Consider the following 15,480-nt stretch of genomic DNA (forward strand, 5'->3'; position numbering starts at 1 on the left):
GGCCTTCTGCCTGCTCAACGCTTGCCGAGCCACCTTCGGACGGCCATTCGGTCGATGCCCGCCTGCTGGGCAAATCCGGCCTCGGTGGCGTCTCCGTTGCCGATACGGGTGACGGCGACCTGCCGCAGAGCAACGAGCGCCTTGCGCTCGGCGATACGGGCGGCGGTGCGCGCAGCGGCGAGTTCAGCGACGAGGTCCTCCGGCGCCTCGACCATGAGGCGGTAGGCGGCGGTCAGGGCCGCCTCGCGGTCGTCGCGGTCGTCCTCGTCGGGGTACTGCTCCTCGATCTCGTCGGCGGTGCGGAGGAGTTCGTCCATCTGGTCGTCGGTGAGTCCGTGGTCGTCGCCGAGCCAGGCGGCGAGTTCGAAGCGCTGCATGGTGGTCCCCTCCTGAAGCGGCCTTCGCTCCACCTGTAGACCACTCTACAGGTTGCCTGTAGTCCTGTCTACAGGTTCATGCCGTGGTCGTAACGCCCTCACGTCGCACCCGGGCCAGTTCGGCGCACAGCCGCTCGTACTCCGCCCGCTGCCCATCCGTGAGCGGCACCTGCGGATGCGACCACAGTGCACGGATCGCCGCGTTCAACTCCGCAGCAGACCGCACCGCACCAAGGCTGGTCACAAGATCGAGGGACATGACCCCAGCCTACGCCGCCCCCACCCCACAACATCGCGGCACAAAAACGGCCCCGCCCCCTACCCTGACAGTGCGACCCGAACAGAGCAGGAGGGCGAGACCATGCACAACGATGCTACCCCCGACCCCTACGCCAACCCCCTCGCATTCGGACAACGGATGCAAATCCTCCGCCAACGCCGCGGCATGAGCCGACCCGTCCTCGCCGGCCTCCTCGGCAAGAGCCCGTCATGGGTGAAGCAGGTGGAGACCGGCGTACTCCAGACGCCGAAGCTGCCGACCATCCTCCGGATCGCCGAGCTGCTCCGCGTCAGGGACCTCGCCGACCTCACAGGAGACCAGTCCATGCCGGCCACGCTGTTCATTGGCCCCGGCCACCCGAAGCTCGCCGCGGTGAAGGCCGCGGTGGACGCGTTCCCGCTGACCGGGGACCGGCAGGCGCCGCCGACGCTGCACCTGCGACATCGGCTGGACGCAGCGTGGGCGGCCCGGCATGAGGCACCGAACCATCGCGAGGTGGTGGGCGGCTTGCTGCCGGACCTGATCCGGGACGCGCAGCTCGCCGTCCGGCAGGCAGACACCGCGGCGGACCGGCGCGCGGCGCAGGCCGTCCTTTCCGAGGTGTACAGCCTCAGCCAGTTCTTCGTCGCCTACCAGCCCGACAGCGCCCTGCTCTGGCGGGTCGCCGAACGCGGCATGGTCGCAGCCCAAGAGTCCGAGGACCCCCACGCCATCGGCGTCGCCGCGTGGCTCGCCGCCCAAGCCCACCGCGACTCCGGGCCAGCGCACTTCGACGCGGCCGACGCCGTGACCTTGGAGGCGCTCCGCTACCTCGCCCCTTACCTCCCCGACGCCGACGACCGAGTCCTCGCCATCGCCGGCGCGTTGCAGTTCGAGGCCGGGTACACGGCCGCGCGGCGGGGCGAGACGGGGGAGGCGTGGGGGTGGTGGGACAAGGCGGAGAAGACCGCGAAGAAGCTGCCAGCGAGCTACTACCACCCCGTCACCTCGTTTTCCCGGGCCATCATGGGCGCTCACGCCGTGACCGTCGCAGTCGAACTGCACCAGGGCCACGAGTCCGTGAAGCAGGCCGCGCGCGCGGACAAGCACACCATCAAGTCCCGCCCGCGCAGGGCCCGGCACCGCATTGAGGAGGCCCGCGCCTACCAACTCGACGGCCAACCGGACACCGCGCTGGCGACACTGGACAAGGCATGGGAGTCGGCCCCGGAGACCATCCAGTACAACGGGTACGCCAGGAGGATCGTGCTGGAGGAGACAGAGGCCAAGCAGCCCGAGCGCCGACAGCGGGCGTCCGAGCTGGCCGTCAAGCTCGGCCTGTTGGCCGCGTAAGCATGGGGCAGAAACTCTGCCCCTACCTCAGCTACAAGGCTTCTACGGTCAGTTGCACGAACACCGCGCTGATCGTGGAGGCCTGATTCATGTCCAGCGATACCGCGGGCACGCAGCCCGCGCTCGCCGCCCTACCACTCCCGGAGTACGACTCCCTCACCCAGGACCAGACGCGCGGAGCCACCTGCGTCTGGGACGGGATCCAACTCACCGGCGAGACCGCGGTCGACCTCGGCCCCCGCCGCGACACCGAGGGTGTGTGGTTTCCCAGGGCCTGCCGACTGTGCGCACAGCGGCAGGCGATGGACGCGCTGATCCAGCACAGTGGCGCGTGCGAGCAGTGCGTGGACGACCACACCCGCTGCCCCGAGGGCTCCACGCTGGTGCGCGCGGTCCGAGAGGCCCGGCGATGATCTGCGCCCGCTGCGACCAGCCGATCCGCGAGGACGAAGACCGCGAGACGGTCATCAACCACGGCGCGAGCGGGGCCGGATCGACCCTGTACGTCCACACGCGGCCCTGCAAGGCTCCTCCACGGCAGAGCTACCTCTCGCGTCGCCTACGCCGGTAGCGGGCCACGAACTCCGACGTCATCCAGACGCCGGTGGCAAGAGCGGATCGAGTGACAAGGAGACGGCACATGGCACTGGAGCAAGCCCTCCGAAGCACCACCTCGGCGGATCCGGAAGAGGACGACGGCCAGGGCGGCAACCCGCCCACGGGTGACTCCGACGACGGTCGCGACTACCAGCACTGAACCGCCGGCCCCGCCGTACAGTGGCGGGGCCGACACCACCCACCAGAGAGGAACAGCGCGATGGCGAAGGACATGATGGGGGCTGGCCGGGTCACGATCTTCCCCTTCGTACACGACTGGGAGACCGCATCCCGCTGCGTCCTCGCCTACACCACCACCGACGGCGGACTCACCGCAGTCCTCGGCGTCATCCCCGTCGAGGGCAACGTCCACGAGCCCGGCGACCTGTTCGCCATGGCTGGCCGGCACGGGTTCATCGGCGAGTGGAAGGGGTCGCACGAGCAGCGCTGCGGCTGCTGGCTCGCCTGCACCGGCTCGGGTTCCCGCACGGTCAGGAAGCCGGGCACGATCGACGTGCCCGAGACGAAGTGGACGCTTGACATGGCGAGGGCTGTCGACCTGGACAGCCCCTACTACGGGCACTCCCGTGTCGTAGCCGGACGGCTCACGCTCGCCGACACCGAGCTGGCGGAACAGGCCCGCAGGCTCCTCGCGGACTCGCTGACCGCGGTCTGACAACAGGTTCCGGCGCCAGAGGTGGGCGTCGGCGGCCACCCGAAACAGGGCCTGCCCGGGTGGCCAGGGCCCGCCGCAGGCTCCCCTGGCTGGAGGCGGGCCTACCTCACCAGCTCGGAGAGCGGTACCCCGAGGGCGTCGGCGACGAGCAGCAAGTCGGTGAGGGTCATGTTCGTGGCCCCGGATTCCCACCGGTGGATGGTCTTGTGGTCGCGTCCGACACGGTCCCCGAGGGCCATCTGGGAGAGGCGGGCTGCGCGGCGGGCTGCGCGAATCTGTGAGCCGATCTGCTGCCGGCGGCGGGGCACCCAGTCGGGGATGGGGTCGAGCACCCGCCCACGCTGTAATGATCTTGACCGGATGTCTTTACCAGCCGCTGGTAAATTTCCATCCGGTGGGGGTACTCGACAGATATATGCATGTCAGGTACCAATAAATGCAGCACGGTGTGTAGCGGATCGGCACTCACTGTGCTGAGATGGCATATGCCGGAATCGCAAAGCTGTTCGATCCGGCTGATCCTTGACGCCTGAATCTGCCACCCCCCAGCAGACCCGGCACGGTCGGCCGTGCCGGACGGGCCGCCCGCCCGCCCGCCGTGAGCACCCCCTCGACGGCGGGCGGGCGGAGCCCTTCGCGCCCCGCCGGAACCGCTCGTTCGAGCGAATGACACGTGCATAGTGCACGCGTTACATAGACGGGGCCAGGGCGGGGGTGATGTCTGCCTCCGCGGGTGGTCAACCCCCGCCCTGGTCCTACAAGGATGGCCCTCGACGCCTCGCGCACCGAGGGCCATCCGTCTCTCCTCATGGGGGACGGATGGGGAACAGATCTTGTGAGTCTGGGTCAACTCAAACCAACCACGACCAACTCAGGTCAACTCATTCCGGCGTAGCTCACCAGGTAAGCGCCCCACCTGCGGAAACGCCGCTCACGTATGTCATCGACACGATGATGAACCTCGATCTGCTGGCGTTCGCGAGCCGGCAGACCGGCGACGACACGTACCTGGACATCGCGGTGGCGCACGCGCGGACCGCGCAGCGCGTCTTCCCCCGCCCGGACGGCTCGACCCCGCACGTCTTCGACTTCGACCCGGACACCGGCGCGCCCCTCGGACCCGCCACGGTGCAGGGGTACGACGCCTCCTCCTGCTGGTCGCGCGGTCAGGCGTGGGGCATCTACGGGTTCACCACCATGTACCGCAGGACCGGTGACACCGGGTTCCGCGACACCGCGCGAAAACTCGCCGACTTCGCCGTCGAGGCGCTGACCCCGGACCACATACCGGTCTGGGACTACCGCGCGCCGCAGCAGCCGTACGACGTCAAGGACGCCTCGGCGGGGGCGATCATGGCGTGCGGCCTGCTGGACCTGCACGCGGCGACCGGCCGGCGTGCCTACCGGGACGTGGCGCTGCGCATCCTCACCGCGCTCTCGGAGACGTGTCTGACCAGGAACTCCGCCCGCGCGGAGGCGGTGGTGGCCCGCTGCACCCGCAACCGTCCGGCCGAGGACGGCATCGAGATCTCGCTGCCGTACGCCGACTACTACCTGCTCGAAGGCATGCTGCGGGTGCTCCGTCCCGCGGACGTGGACCGGGCGATCGACCTGTCCCAGCCGTCCTAGCCGCCTCGGTCGTGTGCCGGGGCCGCTCAGCGGCGTACGGGGGCCTCGTCGGCGCGTTCGCCGGCGCTCTCCTCGCGGCCGGCGCGGGCGGCGGCGGACCGGGACCGCGCCGCCGGTCCGCCGCGGCGGTTGATCAGGACGACGCCGGCCACGACGACGGCACCGCCGAGCAGTTCCACCGGGTGCGGGATCTCGCCGAGCCACACGAAGGACACCAGCAGGGCGACGGGCGGGACCAGGTACAGCGCGGCGGTGGACACGGCGAGCGGCAGGCGGGCGACGGCGTAGCCCCAGATGACGAACCCCAGGGCGGACGGCAGCAGCCCGAGGAAGGCGACGGCCAGCAGCGCGTCCAGGGGGGCGTGGGTCAGGGCGCGGGCCGTGGCGGGCGCGAGCGGGAGCGCGAACACCGTGCCGGCGATCATGGCGTACGTGGCCACCTCCAGCCCGGTGTAGTGCCGCAGCAGCGGTTTGCTGGCGAAGTGGTAGACGCCCTGGACGACGGCCGCGGCCAGCACCACCAGGGAGGCGGCGGTGAACCCGGACACCCCCTCGCTCAGGGTGACCACGGCGGTGCCCGCGAGGGCGATGACGCTGCCGACGGCGACGTTGCGGCTGATGTGCTCGGACAGGAAGGCGCTGCCCAGCAGGACGCTGAAGACGGGGGCGACGGCGATCAGCAGGCTGGCGGTGCCGGCCTCGACATGGATCTCGCCCCAGTTCAGCAGGACCTGGTAGGCGGTCATGCCGGTCAGCCCGCACAGGGCGATCTGTGGCAGGTCCCCGCGCTTCGGCACGCGGACCCCGGCGAACGGCGCGATGGCGGCCAGGACGACGGCGGCGATGGCCAGCCGCAGCAGCGAGAGCGCCGCCAGGCCGAGCCCGCTCACCCCCACGCGGATCGCCGGGAACGCGGACGCCCACAGCACCACGGTGCCGGCCAGGGCGAGAAAGCGGGGGGAGGCGAACCGTGTGCGCATTCCTCTACGATGCCGAGACCGAAACAAAAAGGTCCAGTTAGCTTTCTTTATGTGAAGCGTAAGAAGTGATGATGCTTGATGTTCGTCGGCTCAGGATCCTGCACCACCTGGCCATTCACGGCACCGTCGCGGCGGCGGCCCAGGCCCTGCACCTGACCGCGCCCGCGGTCTCCCAGCAACTGGCCGTCCTCGAACGGGAGGCCGGCCTGCCCGTCGTGGAGAAGCACGGACGCACGCTCCGGCTGACCACCGCCGGCGAGCTGCTGGTCGCGCACGCGGAGGTGGTCCTCGGTGATCTCGCCGCCGCGGAGTCCGACCTCGCGGCGCTGCGCGGCGGCGCACGCGGCCAGGTCCGGGTGGCCGCGTTCGCCTCGGCCGCCCGCACCCTGTTCCCGGCCGTGTACCGGGCGCTCGCCGAAGAGGACGACGCGTGGTCGCGCCGCCTCGTCGTCCACCTCACCGTCATGGAACCCGGTGACGCACTCCAGGCCCTGCACAAGCGGGAGACCGACGTGGCCGTCGTCCACGGCTACACCGTGCTGCCCCGGGACTTCCCCTCGGGCAGCGAGCAGGAGGCCCTCATGGAGGACCCCGTGATGGCCGTGCTGCGCCTCGATCACGCGGACCGGCTGGGGCTGGCCCCCGGCGAGCCGGTGGACCTGGCCGCGCTCGCCCAGGCGCCCTGGCTGACGCCCGCGCCGGACACCTCCTGCTACGAGATGATCCAGCGCACCTGCGGCGCCGCCGGGTTCGTTCCCGACATCCGGGTCCGCAGCAGCGACTTCGCCGTCCTGACCGCCCTGGTCGCCGCCGGCGCGGGCGTCGCGCTGGCCCCCCGGCTCGCCGTCCCGGACGACGCCACCGGTGTCGGCCTGCACCCGCTGACCAGGCCGGTCAGCCGGACGGTCTTCACCGTGAGCCGCTCGGGCACCGCCCGCAGACCCGACATACATCTGCTGAACTCCCTGCTGAAGCGGGCGGCGACCGCCCACCCCGGCGCCTCCTGACCGCACCGCCCCCGGCCCTTCCGCGCCGCCGGTCCCCGGCGCCCTCCGCCGTCCTGCTCCCGCCCGTGTGTCAGCGCAGCCCGGGCAGCCGTCCCAGCTCCGGGACCCGGAACAGCCGGGCCGCCGCCAGATAGCCCGCGGCCAGGGTCACCGTGCCCGCGGCCAGGGAGAGCGCCGTGGCTGCGGTGCCGGTGCCGAGACCGGCGGCGCAGACCCGCGCGACGGCCCAGCCCAGGGCGGCGGCGAGGCCCGCGGCGGCCAGCAGCTTGACGTAGGTGCGGCGCAGCGCCCCGTCGTCGAGGCGTCCGCCGATCCGCCTGCGCAGCAGCCGGGCGGTCACCAGGAGTCCGACCGCGTACGACAGCGTGTACGTCCCGGCCATCGCCGTCACCGCCCAGCGCGCGGACAGCAGCACATGGCACGCGGTGGCGAGGGCGATGTTGACCACGGCGACCCACGCGGCCATGAAGAACGGCGTACGGGTGTCCTCGAAGGCGTAGAAGCCGCGCAGCAGCAGATACTGGGCGGAGAACGGGATCAGCCCGGGGCCGAACGCCTGGAGCATGTGGCCGAGCGGCCGGGCCGAGGCCGCGTCGGCGGCTCCGTGGGCGAACAGCAGCACCGCCAGCAGCGGCCCGAGGGCCAGGAAGAAGAAGGCGGCGGGCACGATGACCGCACCACTGACCCGCAGCGCGCGGGACAGGTCCGCCCGCAGGTCGGCCACCCGCCCTTCCGCGGCGGCCCGGCTCATGCGCGGCAGCAGCGCGGTCACCAGCGACACGGTCACGATGGACTGCGGCAGCATCCAGATGGTCTGCGCGTAGGTGTACGACGAGTAGCCCACGCCCGCCTCGGGCAGCGCCTTGTCGGCGGCGTTCGCGAAGTTGGTGACCACCGCCAGGGCCACCTGGTTCGCCAGGACGAACAGCAGGGTCCACTTGGCCGCGTGGACACTGGAGCCCAGCCCCGTACCGCGCCAGTCGAAGCGCGGCCGGAAGCGGAAGCCGGCGGCGCGGGCGAACGGGATCAGGGCGAGGGCCTGTACGGCGATGCCCGCGGTCGTGCCGATGCCCAGCAGCCGGACGTGGCCGGCCGTGATGTCCTCCACCCGGTCGGGGACCGTCATCAGCCCCAGGTAGGCGGCGAACATGGCGACCAGGACGACGTTGTTCAGCACCGGCGTCCACATCGCCGCCCCGAACTTCTCACGGGCGTTGAGGACCTGGCCGTAGATGCCGGTCAGGCCGTAGAAGAAGATCTGCGGCAGCAGGAAGCGGGCGAAGGTGACGGTCAGCGCGTAGGCCTCGTGGTTGCCGGGGGTGTCCCGCATGTAGACGCCGACGATCTGCGGCGCCGCCCACACCGCCAGCGCGGTCCCGATGCCGAGGACGCACACCACGAGGGTCACCAGCCGCTGCTCGTAGGCCCGGCCCTGGTCGGGGTGCGTGGCGCGGGCGCGTACCAGTTGCGGCACGAGGACGGCGTTGAGGGCGCCGCCGATGAGGAGCGTGTACAGACTGGTCGGCACCGTGTTGGCCGTGTTGTAGGTGCTCGCCAGCAGGCCGGTGCCGAGCGCGGCCGCCTGGAGCACCGTGCGTATGAGTCCCGTGGCCCGGGACACCACGGTGCCCGCCGCCATCAGTACCGAGGCCCGGGCCGGTCCGGGCGGCGCCGGTCTCTTCCGGCGCCGGCCCCGCGTACGGCGGTCCCCCCGGCCCACGGGGGCGGCGGCGTGCCGGCCTCGCTGCCGGCGCTGTGCCGGCACACCCCGTGGCCTCGTCTTCGCGTCCTCGATCATGCGCACAACCTATGCGAGAGGCCGTGGGTGCCGGGGTGGGTGCCGGGGGCCGGACACCGTGAGCGAAAATAGTTGCCTTGAGAAACTAGGAAGTGTGATGAAAGGTCCCGCATGCCGCACCTCACCATCGACTGCTCCTCCCGTCTGGCCGGAGTCCTCGACCTGGGCGTCCTCGTGAAGGAGCTGCATCCGCTGGTCCTGGAGGAATCCCGCTCGGCGGGCGTGTGCAAGACGCTGGTCCGGCCCGTGGACACCTACGTGGGCGACATGTCGAGCGGGGAGACCGGGTTCGTGCACATCGAGGTGGGTCTCCTGGCCGGCCGGCCCGAACACCAGCGGGCCCGCCTGTCCGAAAGTGTGCTCGCCCTGCTCACCGGACACCTGCGGGCGGCCGGTGTGCCCGAGGCGGTGGTCTCCGTGGAGGTCAGGGAACTGGCCGGCAGCTACCGGCTGGCGTCCGTGTCCACGGCCGGCGGGTGACCGTGCGGCGGCCCCGCGCCGCCGGCGCCGCCTGGCGATGCCTCAACCGTGGTCCGGTGGATCCGCGTCCCACCCCGCGGCGAAAGCCCATTTCTGCGCCTGCGGCGAGGTGACTTTTATGGACGCCCGGTCATCTCTCCGGGAGATCAGGATCTCATTCAAGTCCGGGACGACCGCCTTTTCGCAGACGGTCGTGAACGATATGTGCGCCGGTTCGACCGAGACCGTCAGTTTGCCCGAGCCCTGACAGTGGACCGCTATTGCGAAGGTCTTCCCCTTGATGATTCCACCAGGAATGGGGTATTCCGATCTCCCGGCCGCCGACGTGCCGCTGACGACCGGCCGGATGCCCAGCGCACGCAGATCAGGCGCCTCGGAGGCGGTGGCGGCACGCGGGTCGTGACGGGCGCTCACCACCGGATCGGGTGCCTCGGTGACGTGTCCCGCGGGCGCGGTGGACGAGGGCCGAGGAGCGGGCTCTCCCGGGCCGGCGCAGCTGACCGACGTCACGGCGAGTGCGGCCAGTGTCATGCCGCCGACCAGGACGCGATGCCGGCGCGGACCCACCGGACGCTCGTGTTCCGTCCGGCTCGGTGCCGTCCGCCCCGCGGACGATGCGTCCCCGCGGCCGGCGCGCGGAGCCGTGGCGGGAATGACACATGCGGAATTTCTGCGATTCACGTATATCCATTCTCCGCCACCCTTTGGGCCGGTGCGTACCGGATATTCGCAGCAACGGTGCCGCCGGTCAAGATCCCCGAGAGTTCCTTGAGCGCGATCTGAGGCCGGCGCGAAAAGATCGCCGTCCTCCCGCCCCGCGGTCCCCTCGTCGATCTCGCCGGAGTGCGCCCGGTCCCTCGCGCTCGACGGCGTCGGCCTCTGCACGAACCTGGCCCGGCGAGGGGGAGAAACCTCTACCTCGAACGGGGCGGACAATGCCAATGTGCCGCGGGCGCGGCGTTCCTAACGTGGTCCCCAGACATCGCGTGAGAGGCGCGTCATCCCCCAGGGAGCCCCAGTGCACACTTCCCACGACCTCCGCCGGGCGGAGGCGGTACGGCTGGACGCCGTGTCGAAGACCTACGGCCGTGGAGACGGCCGGGTGGCCGCGCTCCGCGGGCTGACCATGAGCTTCGCCGACGGCACCTTCACCGCCGTGATGGGCCCCTCCGGATCCGGCAAGTCCACCTTCCTGCACTGCGCCGCGGGACTGGTCCGGCCCAGCTCCGGCAAGGTCACCGTCGGCGGCACCGACCTCGCCGGACTGGACGACAGCCGGCTGACGAGGCTGCGCCGCGACCGGATCGGCTTCGTCTTCCAGTCCTTCAACCTGCTGCCCGCGCTGACGGTGCTGCAGAACATCACCCTGCCGCTGCACCTGGCCGGGCGGCGGCCCGACAGGGACCTGCTCCGCACCGTCGTCCAGCGCGTCGGCCTGGCCGAGCGGCTCGGCCGGCTGCCGGGCCAGCTGTCCGGCGGCCAGCAGCAGCGCGTCGCCATCGCCCGGGCCCTGGTGACCCGCCCCGCCGTCGTCTTCGCCGACGAGCCCACCGGCGCCCTGGACACCCGTACCGCCGCCGGCGTGCTCGGCCTGCTGCGCGAATCCGTCGACACCGGCCGCCAGACCCTCGTCATGGTCACCCACGACCCGGTCGCCGCCTCCTACGCCGACCGCGTGGTCTTCCTCGCCGACGGCGCCTTCGCCGGCGAACTGCACCGGCCCACGGCCGACGCGGTCGCCGCCCGGATGACCAGGCTCGGCGCCCGGGAGGACGGCGCCCGGGAGCCCGTCGCCCCGCAGCCCTCGGAGGGACGGTCCTGATGTGGCGCCTGGCCCTGCGCACTGTGAAGTTCCGCCGGACGAGCCTCGCCGCGACCTTCCTCGCCATGTTCCTCGGCGCCGCGATCGTCGTCGGCTGCGGCGGCCTGATGGAGACCGGCGTCCGGATGGCCGCCGCACCCCAGCGCCTGGGCGGCGCCCCGGTCGTCGTCACCGGTGGACAGACCTACCGCTCCGGCACGCTGACCGAGCGGCACCGCATCGACCCCGCACTGGCCGGTGAGGTGGCCCGGACCGACGGGGTGCGCGCCGCCGTACCCGACGTGTCCGTCCCGGCCACCGTCATCCAGGGCGGCAAGCCGGTGACCGGCGAGTCCGCGTCGTACGGCCACGGCTGGGCGAGCGCCCGGCTCACCCCCTATGCCCTCACCGCCGGGAAACCCCCCGTCACCGCAGGCGAGGCCGTTCTCGACGCCGGACTCGCCCGGCGGGCCGGTGTCCGCCCCGGTGCCACGGTCGACATCGTCGTCCGGGGCACCGCCCGCCGGTTCGAGGTCAGCGGCATCGCCGAGCAGCGCGGCGACCACAACCCCCACGCGGCCGTGTTCTTCACGGACGGCCGGGCCCGCGCCCTCGCGGGCGGCCGGATCGACTCCGTCGCCGTGCTGCCCGCGCCCGGCACGAGCGCCGCCGCCGTCGCGGACGCGGTGCGCGCCGCGATCGGCGACCGGGCCGAGGTGCTCACCGGCGAGCGCCGGGGCCTGGCCGAACTGCCCGGCACCCTCGCCGGCCGGCGCACCATCGTCGTCCTCGCGGCGGTCTTCGGCTCCTCGGTCGTCCTGATCGTCATGTTCGGCGTCGCCTCCACCCTCGGCCTCTCCCTCCAGCAGCGCGCCCGCGAGATGGCCCTGCTGCGCGCCGTGGGCGCCACCCCGAGGCAACTGCACCGCATGATCCGCACCGAGACGGCCGCGCTGTCGGTGGCCTCCGTCCTGCTCGCCCTGGCGCCCGGACACGCCATCGGACGGCTGCTGTTCGAGGTGCTGACCTCCAGCGGCGTGACGGAACCGGCCGTCGTCTACCACGCCGGTTGGCTGCCGATGGCCGTCGGCGCGGCCGTCACCGTGCTCGCGGCGGCCGGCGCCACCTGGTTCGCCGGCCGGCGCGCCGCCCGCACCGAACCGGTCGCCGCCCTCGCCGAAGCCACCGTCGCCACCCGCTGGTTCGGCCCGGCCCGGCTGCTGTCCGCGCTGTCGTTCCTCGCGGGCGGCCTCGCCCTGGCCGTCGTCACCGCCACCGTGCGGGAGGACGGCCCCACCCTCGCCGCCACCGCCGGACCCGCCTCCGTGCTGTTCGGCATCGGCCTCGCCCTGCTCGCGCCCGGACTCACCAAGGCCATGGTGGCGCTGCTGGGCCCGCCCGTACGGGCCCTGTCCGGATCCTCCGGGTGGCTGGCGCTGCGCAACGCCACCATCGCCCATGTCCGCACGGCGGGCGCCGTCGCACCGATCGTCCTGCTCATCGGCATCGCCACGGGCACCCTGTACATGCAGTCCACCGAGAACCACGTCTCCCGGGCCTCCTACGACGAGAACATCCTCGCCGACTACGTCCTGGACTCCACCACGGGCGGTTTCGCCCCCGGCGTCGTCGCTCAGGCGCGGGCCATCCCCGGAGTGGCCGCGGCCTCCGAGTTCGTCACCGGCCGCGGCTTCGTGGACCGCCCGGACGGCCCGGCCGGCACCGACCTGCGCGGTGTCTCCGCCGAAGGGGTGCGCCAGAGCCTGGACCTGCCCGTGGTCGCCGGCTCCCTCGGCGCACTGCGCGGCGACACCGTGGCCCTGTCCGAGAAGCAGGCCCGCGCGTACGGCGTCCGGGTCGGCGACCGGCTGCCGCTGCACCTCGGCGACGGCACCGCCCTACGGCCCACCGTCGTCGCCCTCTACGCCGACAACCCCGAGCAGCGTTACCTCACCCTGCCCGCCGCGACCCTCGCCCCCCACACCGGCGACGGGCTGCCGCGGCAGATTCTGGTCCGCGCCGCGTCCGGCGCCGGCCCCGAGGTCCACGACCGGCTGGCCGCGCTGGCCGCCCGGGTGCCCGGCACCGAACTGGACGACAGTTCCTCCCTGGCCGGCCGGAACGACCAGATCCAGCAGATCCTGGTGTCCGCCAACTACACCATCGTCGCCATGATCGTCGGCTACGCGGCCATCACCGTCGTCAACACCCTGGTGTCCGTCACCCGGAACCGGAGCGCGGAGTTCGGCCTCCAGCGGCTCACCGGCGCCACCCGCGCCCAGGTGATCGGCATGCTGGCCGTGGAGGGCGTACTCATCGGGGCCGTCGCCACCGTCCTCGGCACCCTCGCCGCCGCGACGACCGTCGTCCCCTACACCCTCGTCAAGTCCGGCTCCTGGCTGCCCGCCGGATCCCCGGGCATCTACCTCGCCATCGTCGGCGGGTCCCTGCTGCTGGTGTTCGGCGCCACGCTGCTGCCCTCCTGGCGCGGTATGCGCGACCTGGCCGTCGACACGGTGAAGACCGCGTGACCACGCCCCGGCCGTCCCCGTCCCCGTCACCCGGGACGGGGACGGCCCGGCCGGGGTACACGGGATGGGAACATGAGCGCATGAAGACTGTGCCGGTCGCGTGGCGCGGCCGACCGCGCCGGGCCGCCCTGGACACCCTGACCGGCGTCGCCGTCGCCGGCGGAGCCCTGCTGTCGGTCGTCCTCTTCGTCACCACCACCTACTTCGTCATCCTCTGCCTGATCGGCATCGGCTTCCTCGCGCTGCCCTACCTCACCCGGGCCGTGCGGTGGCTGTGCGACCTCAACCGGCGCGCCGCGGCCCGCTCCGGCGTCCCGGTGGAGCGGCCCTACCGGCCCGAACCCGAGGAGGTCGAGCCGGACATCGTCGGCTGGGCCCGCCGCTGCAAATGGATCCTCGCCGACCCCGCGACCTGGCGGGACCTGCTGTGGCTGCTGCTGAACACCGTCGTCGGGCTCGCCGGTTTCGTGCCGGCCGCCCTGCTCTACTACGCGGGGGAGGGGCTGTTCCTCGCCTGCGGGCTGTGGCGGCCGGTCGCGGACGGGGGAGCGGGCCGCTGGTACGCCTTCGTCACCGTCGGCAGCTGGCCCGCCGCGCTCGCCGCCGGTCTGCTCGCGCTCGTCGTGCTCACCGGCTGGCTGTTCCTCTCGCCGCTGCTGCTCAAGGCGTACGCCTACTTCGTCCGCTTCCTGCTCGGTCCGACTCGCGGCTCCCGACTGGCGTCACGGGTCCGGCACTTGTCCGAGACCCGGTCCGGCGCGCTCGACATCCAGGCCGCCGAACTGCGGCGCATCGAACGCGACCTGCACGACGGTGCCCAGGCCCGGCTCGTCAGCCTCGGTCTCCAACTCGGCGCCGTCGACCGCAAGCTGAGCCAGGATCCGGAGGAGGCCCGCCGGCTGCTGCGGCAGGCCCGCGGCTCCTCCGTACAGGCCCTGCGCGAACTGCGCGACCTGGTGCACGGCATCCACCCGCCGGTGCTCGCCGAACGCGGTCTGGCCGACGCCCTGCGCGCCCTGGGCCTGGCCAGCCCGCTGGAGGTGACCGTGGTGGCGGACCTGCCCGGCCGGCTGCCCGACCCGGTCGAGTCCGCCGTCTACTTCGCCGTGTCCGAACTGCTCGCCAACGCCCTCAAACACGCCGACGCCCAGCGCGTGGAGGTCGTCGCCTGGCGCGCGGACGACATCCTGCACGCCCGTGTCACCGACGACGGCCACGGCGGCGCCGACGCCTCCGCCGGGAGCGGCCTGGAGGGCATCCGCAGGCGGCTGGCATCCTTTGACGGCGTCCTGGAGATCAACAGCCCTCCGGGCGGACCGACCGTGATGAAGCTGGAGCTGCCGTGCGCGTTGTCCTCGCCGAAGACCTCTTCCTCCTGAGACAGGGGATCACCCAACTGCTGGAGGCGTACGGGTTCGAGGTCGCCGCCGCCGTCGACAACGGCACGGACCTCGCCGCGGCGATCGCCGACCACCGGCCCGACGTGGCCATCGTGGACGTACGGCTGCCGCCCACCTTCACCACCGAGGGGCTCCAGGCCGCCCTGCGGGCCCGGCGCGAGCGCCCCGGCCTGCCGATCCTGGTGCTGTCCCAGCACGTGGAACAGCTGTACGCCCGCGAACTGCTGGCCGACGGCACCGGCGGCATCGGCTATCTGCTCAAGGACAGCGTCCTGGACGACGAGCAGTTCATCGACGCCGTGCGCCGGGTCGCGGCCGGGGGCACGGCCCTGGACCCCGCCGTCGTCGCCCAGCTGATGACCAGTCACTCCCGGGACGAACCGCTGGCCGCGCTCACCGCCCGCGAGCGCGAGGTGCTGGGGCTCATGGCCGAGGGCTGCTCCAACACCGCGATCGCCCAGCGGCTCACCATCACCGAGGGCGCGGCGGCGAAACACATCTCCAGCATCTTCACCAAGCTGACGCTGCCGCCGTCCGGTGACAGCAACCGCCGGGTCCTCGCGGTGCTCGCCTACCTCAACGCCTGAGCCCG

Annotated in this window: 16 protein-coding genes; 10 read left to right on the forward strand and 6 right to left on the reverse strand. The window is 72.3% G+C overall.

Features of this window, described 5'->3' with window-relative positions:
- Positions 1-14: 14 nt before the first annotated feature.
- Entirely contained in the window at positions 15-377 is a 363-nt protein-coding gene (locus tag AB0E62_RS27545; protein ID WP_362199284.1) for a hypothetical protein, read from the reverse strand.
- Between the two features lie 76 nt (positions 378-453).
- Positions 454-636, reverse strand: coding sequence for a hypothetical protein (locus tag AB0E62_RS27550; RefSeq protein ID WP_362199286.1), 183 nt, complete (start codon positions 634-636; stop codon positions 454-456).
- A 102-nt stretch (positions 637-738) separates the two neighbouring features.
- On the opposite strand from AB0E62_RS27550, the gene AB0E62_RS27555 reads away from it, so the two are divergent.
- The 3 genes from AB0E62_RS27555 to AB0E62_RS27565 all read left to right on the forward strand — a co-directional run bounded on the left by AB0E62_RS27555 (position 739) and on the right by AB0E62_RS27565 (position 3,262).
- Entirely contained in the window at positions 739-1,989 is a 1,251-nt protein-coding gene (locus AB0E62_RS27555) for a helix-turn-helix domain-containing protein (RefSeq protein WP_362199289.1), read from the forward strand.
- Between the two features lie 89 nt (positions 1,990-2,078).
- Positions 2,079-2,402, forward strand: coding sequence for a hypothetical protein (locus AB0E62_RS27560; RefSeq protein ID WP_362199292.1), 324 nt, complete (start codon positions 2,079-2,081; stop codon positions 2,400-2,402).
- A 404-nt stretch (positions 2,403-2,806) separates the two neighbouring features.
- Positions 2,807-3,262 carry a hypothetical protein gene (locus AB0E62_RS27565; protein ID WP_362199295.1) on the forward strand — a complete coding sequence of 152 codons (456 nt, stop codon included), beginning with the start codon at positions 2,807-2,809 and terminating at the stop codon, positions 3,260-3,262.
- Between the two features lie 101 nt (positions 3,263-3,363).
- On the opposite strand, the gene AB0E62_RS27570 is transcribed toward AB0E62_RS27565, so the two are convergent.
- A complete protein-coding gene (locus AB0E62_RS27570; RefSeq protein WP_362199298.1) occupies positions 3,364-3,594 on the reverse strand; it encodes a helix-turn-helix transcriptional regulator in 231 nt (76 codons plus the stop codon).
- Positions 3,595-4,213: 619 nt separating this feature from the next.
- Here AB0E62_RS27570 and AB0E62_RS27575 point away from each other — a divergent pair.
- On the forward strand, positions 4,214-4,891 hold the full coding sequence (locus AB0E62_RS27575) for a hypothetical protein (RefSeq protein WP_362199301.1): 678 nt from the start codon (positions 4,214-4,216) through the stop codon (positions 4,889-4,891).
- A 26-nt stretch (positions 4,892-4,917) separates the two neighbouring features.
- Here AB0E62_RS27575 and AB0E62_RS27580 read toward each other — a convergent pair whose 3' ends face one another.
- Positions 4,918-5,871: a DMT family transporter gene (locus AB0E62_RS27580; protein ID WP_362199304.1), complete on the reverse strand. Its 954-nt coding sequence runs from the start codon at positions 5,869-5,871 to the stop codon at positions 4,918-4,920.
- Between the two features lie 71 nt (positions 5,872-5,942).
- Between AB0E62_RS27580 and AB0E62_RS27585 the strand changes: the two genes are divergently transcribed.
- The gene (locus AB0E62_RS27585) at positions 5,943-6,878 is read left to right on the forward strand and encodes a LysR family transcriptional regulator (RefSeq protein ID WP_362199307.1); all 936 of its coding nucleotides are present in this window, start codon (positions 5,943-5,945) and stop codon (positions 6,876-6,878) included.
- 70 nt (positions 6,879-6,948) lie between these two features.
- On the opposite strand, the gene murJ is transcribed toward AB0E62_RS27585, so the two are convergent.
- Complete coding sequence (gene murJ, locus AB0E62_RS27590) at positions 6,949-8,676, reverse strand: murein biosynthesis integral membrane protein MurJ (RefSeq protein ID WP_362199310.1); 1,728 nt, start codon at positions 8,674-8,676, stop codon at positions 6,949-6,951.
- 111 nt (positions 8,677-8,787) lie between these two features.
- Here murJ and AB0E62_RS27595 point away from each other — a divergent pair, with 111 nt between their 5' ends.
- Positions 8,788-9,156 (forward strand): 5-carboxymethyl-2-hydroxymuconate delta isomerase, encoded by a 369-nt coding sequence (locus AB0E62_RS27595; RefSeq protein ID WP_362199313.1) that lies wholly within the window; start codon positions 8,788-8,790, stop codon positions 9,154-9,156.
- 42 nt (positions 9,157-9,198) lie between these two features.
- Here AB0E62_RS27595 and AB0E62_RS27600 read toward each other — a convergent pair whose 3' ends face one another.
- On the reverse strand, positions 9,199-9,687 hold the full coding sequence (locus AB0E62_RS27600; RefSeq protein WP_362199316.1) for a hypothetical protein: 489 nt from the start codon (positions 9,685-9,687) through the stop codon (positions 9,199-9,201).
- Positions 9,688-10,174: 487 nt separating this feature from the next.
- Between AB0E62_RS27600 and AB0E62_RS27605 the strand changes: the two genes are divergently transcribed.
- The 4 genes from AB0E62_RS27605 (at position 10,175) to AB0E62_RS27620 (ending at position 15,475) form a co-directional block, all read left to right on the forward strand.
- Positions 10,175-10,978, forward strand: coding sequence for an ABC transporter ATP-binding protein (locus tag AB0E62_RS27605; RefSeq protein ID WP_362199319.1), 804 nt, complete (start codon positions 10,175-10,177; stop codon positions 10,976-10,978).
- Positions 10,978-13,488, forward strand: coding sequence for an FtsX-like permease family protein (locus AB0E62_RS27610; protein ID WP_362199322.1), 2,511 nt, complete (start codon positions 10,978-10,980; stop codon positions 13,486-13,488). The genes AB0E62_RS27605 and AB0E62_RS27610 overlap by 1 nt, the downstream gene beginning before the upstream one ends.
- 80 nt (positions 13,489-13,568) lie before the next feature.
- Complete coding sequence (locus tag AB0E62_RS27615) at positions 13,569-14,867, forward strand: sensor domain-containing protein (RefSeq protein ID WP_362199325.1); 1,299 nt, start codon at positions 13,569-13,571, stop codon at positions 14,865-14,867.
- A complete protein-coding gene (locus tag AB0E62_RS27620) occupies positions 14,831-15,475 on the forward strand; it encodes a response regulator transcription factor (RefSeq protein WP_362199328.1) in 645 nt (214 codons plus the stop codon). Before AB0E62_RS27615 ends, AB0E62_RS27620 begins: the two co-directional genes overlap by 37 nt.
- Positions 15,476-15,480 lie beyond the last annotated feature (5 nt).

The organism is Streptomyces sp. NPDC038707, from assembly GCF_040636485.1.
In the GTDB taxonomy this organism is placed as follows: Bacteria; Actinomycetota; Actinomycetes; order Streptomycetales; family Streptomycetaceae; genus Streptomyces.

What these genes read in the sequence shown, in the direction of transcription:
- AB0E62_RS27545 (WP_362199284.1), bottom strand. Translation starts at nt 377, where the DNA reads ATGCAGCGCTTCGAACTCGCCGCCTGGCTCGGCGACGACCACGGACTC.
- AB0E62_RS27550 (WP_362199286.1), bottom strand. Translation starts at nt 636, where the DNA reads ATGTCCCTCGATCTTGTGACCAGCCTTGGTGCGGTGCGGTCTGCTGCG.
- AB0E62_RS27555 (WP_362199289.1), top strand. Translation starts at nt 739, where the DNA reads ATGCACAACGATGCTACCCCCGACCCCTACGCCAACCCCCTCGCATTC.
- AB0E62_RS27560 (WP_362199292.1), top strand. Translation starts at nt 2,079, where the DNA reads ATGTCCAGCGATACCGCGGGCACGCAGCCCGCGCTCGCCGCCCTACCA.
- AB0E62_RS27565 (WP_362199295.1), top strand. Translation starts at nt 2,807, where the DNA reads ATGGCGAAGGACATGATGGGGGCTGGCCGGGTCACGATCTTCCCCTTC.
- AB0E62_RS27575 (WP_362199301.1), top strand. Translation starts at nt 4,214, where the DNA reads ATGATGAACCTCGATCTGCTGGCGTTCGCGAGCCGGCAGACCGGCGAC.
- AB0E62_RS27580 (WP_362199304.1), bottom strand. Translation starts at nt 5,871, where the DNA reads ATGCGCACACGGTTCGCCTCCCCCCGCTTTCTCGCCCTGGCCGGCACC.
- AB0E62_RS27585 (WP_362199307.1), top strand. Translation starts at nt 5,943, where the DNA reads ATGCTTGATGTTCGTCGGCTCAGGATCCTGCACCACCTGGCCATTCAC.
- murJ (WP_362199310.1), bottom strand. Translation starts at nt 8,676, where the DNA reads ATGATCGAGGACGCGAAGACGAGGCCACGGGGTGTGCCGGCACAGCGC.
- AB0E62_RS27595 (WP_362199313.1), top strand. Translation starts at nt 8,788, where the DNA reads ATGCCGCACCTCACCATCGACTGCTCCTCCCGTCTGGCCGGAGTCCTC.
- AB0E62_RS27600 (WP_362199316.1), bottom strand. Translation starts at nt 9,687, where the DNA reads ATGACACTGGCCGCACTCGCCGTGACGTCGGTCAGCTGCGCCGGCCCG.
- AB0E62_RS27610 (WP_362199322.1), top strand. Translation starts at nt 10,978, where the DNA reads ATGTGGCGCCTGGCCCTGCGCACTGTGAAGTTCCGCCGGACGAGCCTC.
- AB0E62_RS27615 (WP_362199325.1), top strand. Translation starts at nt 13,569, where the DNA reads ATGAAGACTGTGCCGGTCGCGTGGCGCGGCCGACCGCGCCGGGCCGCC.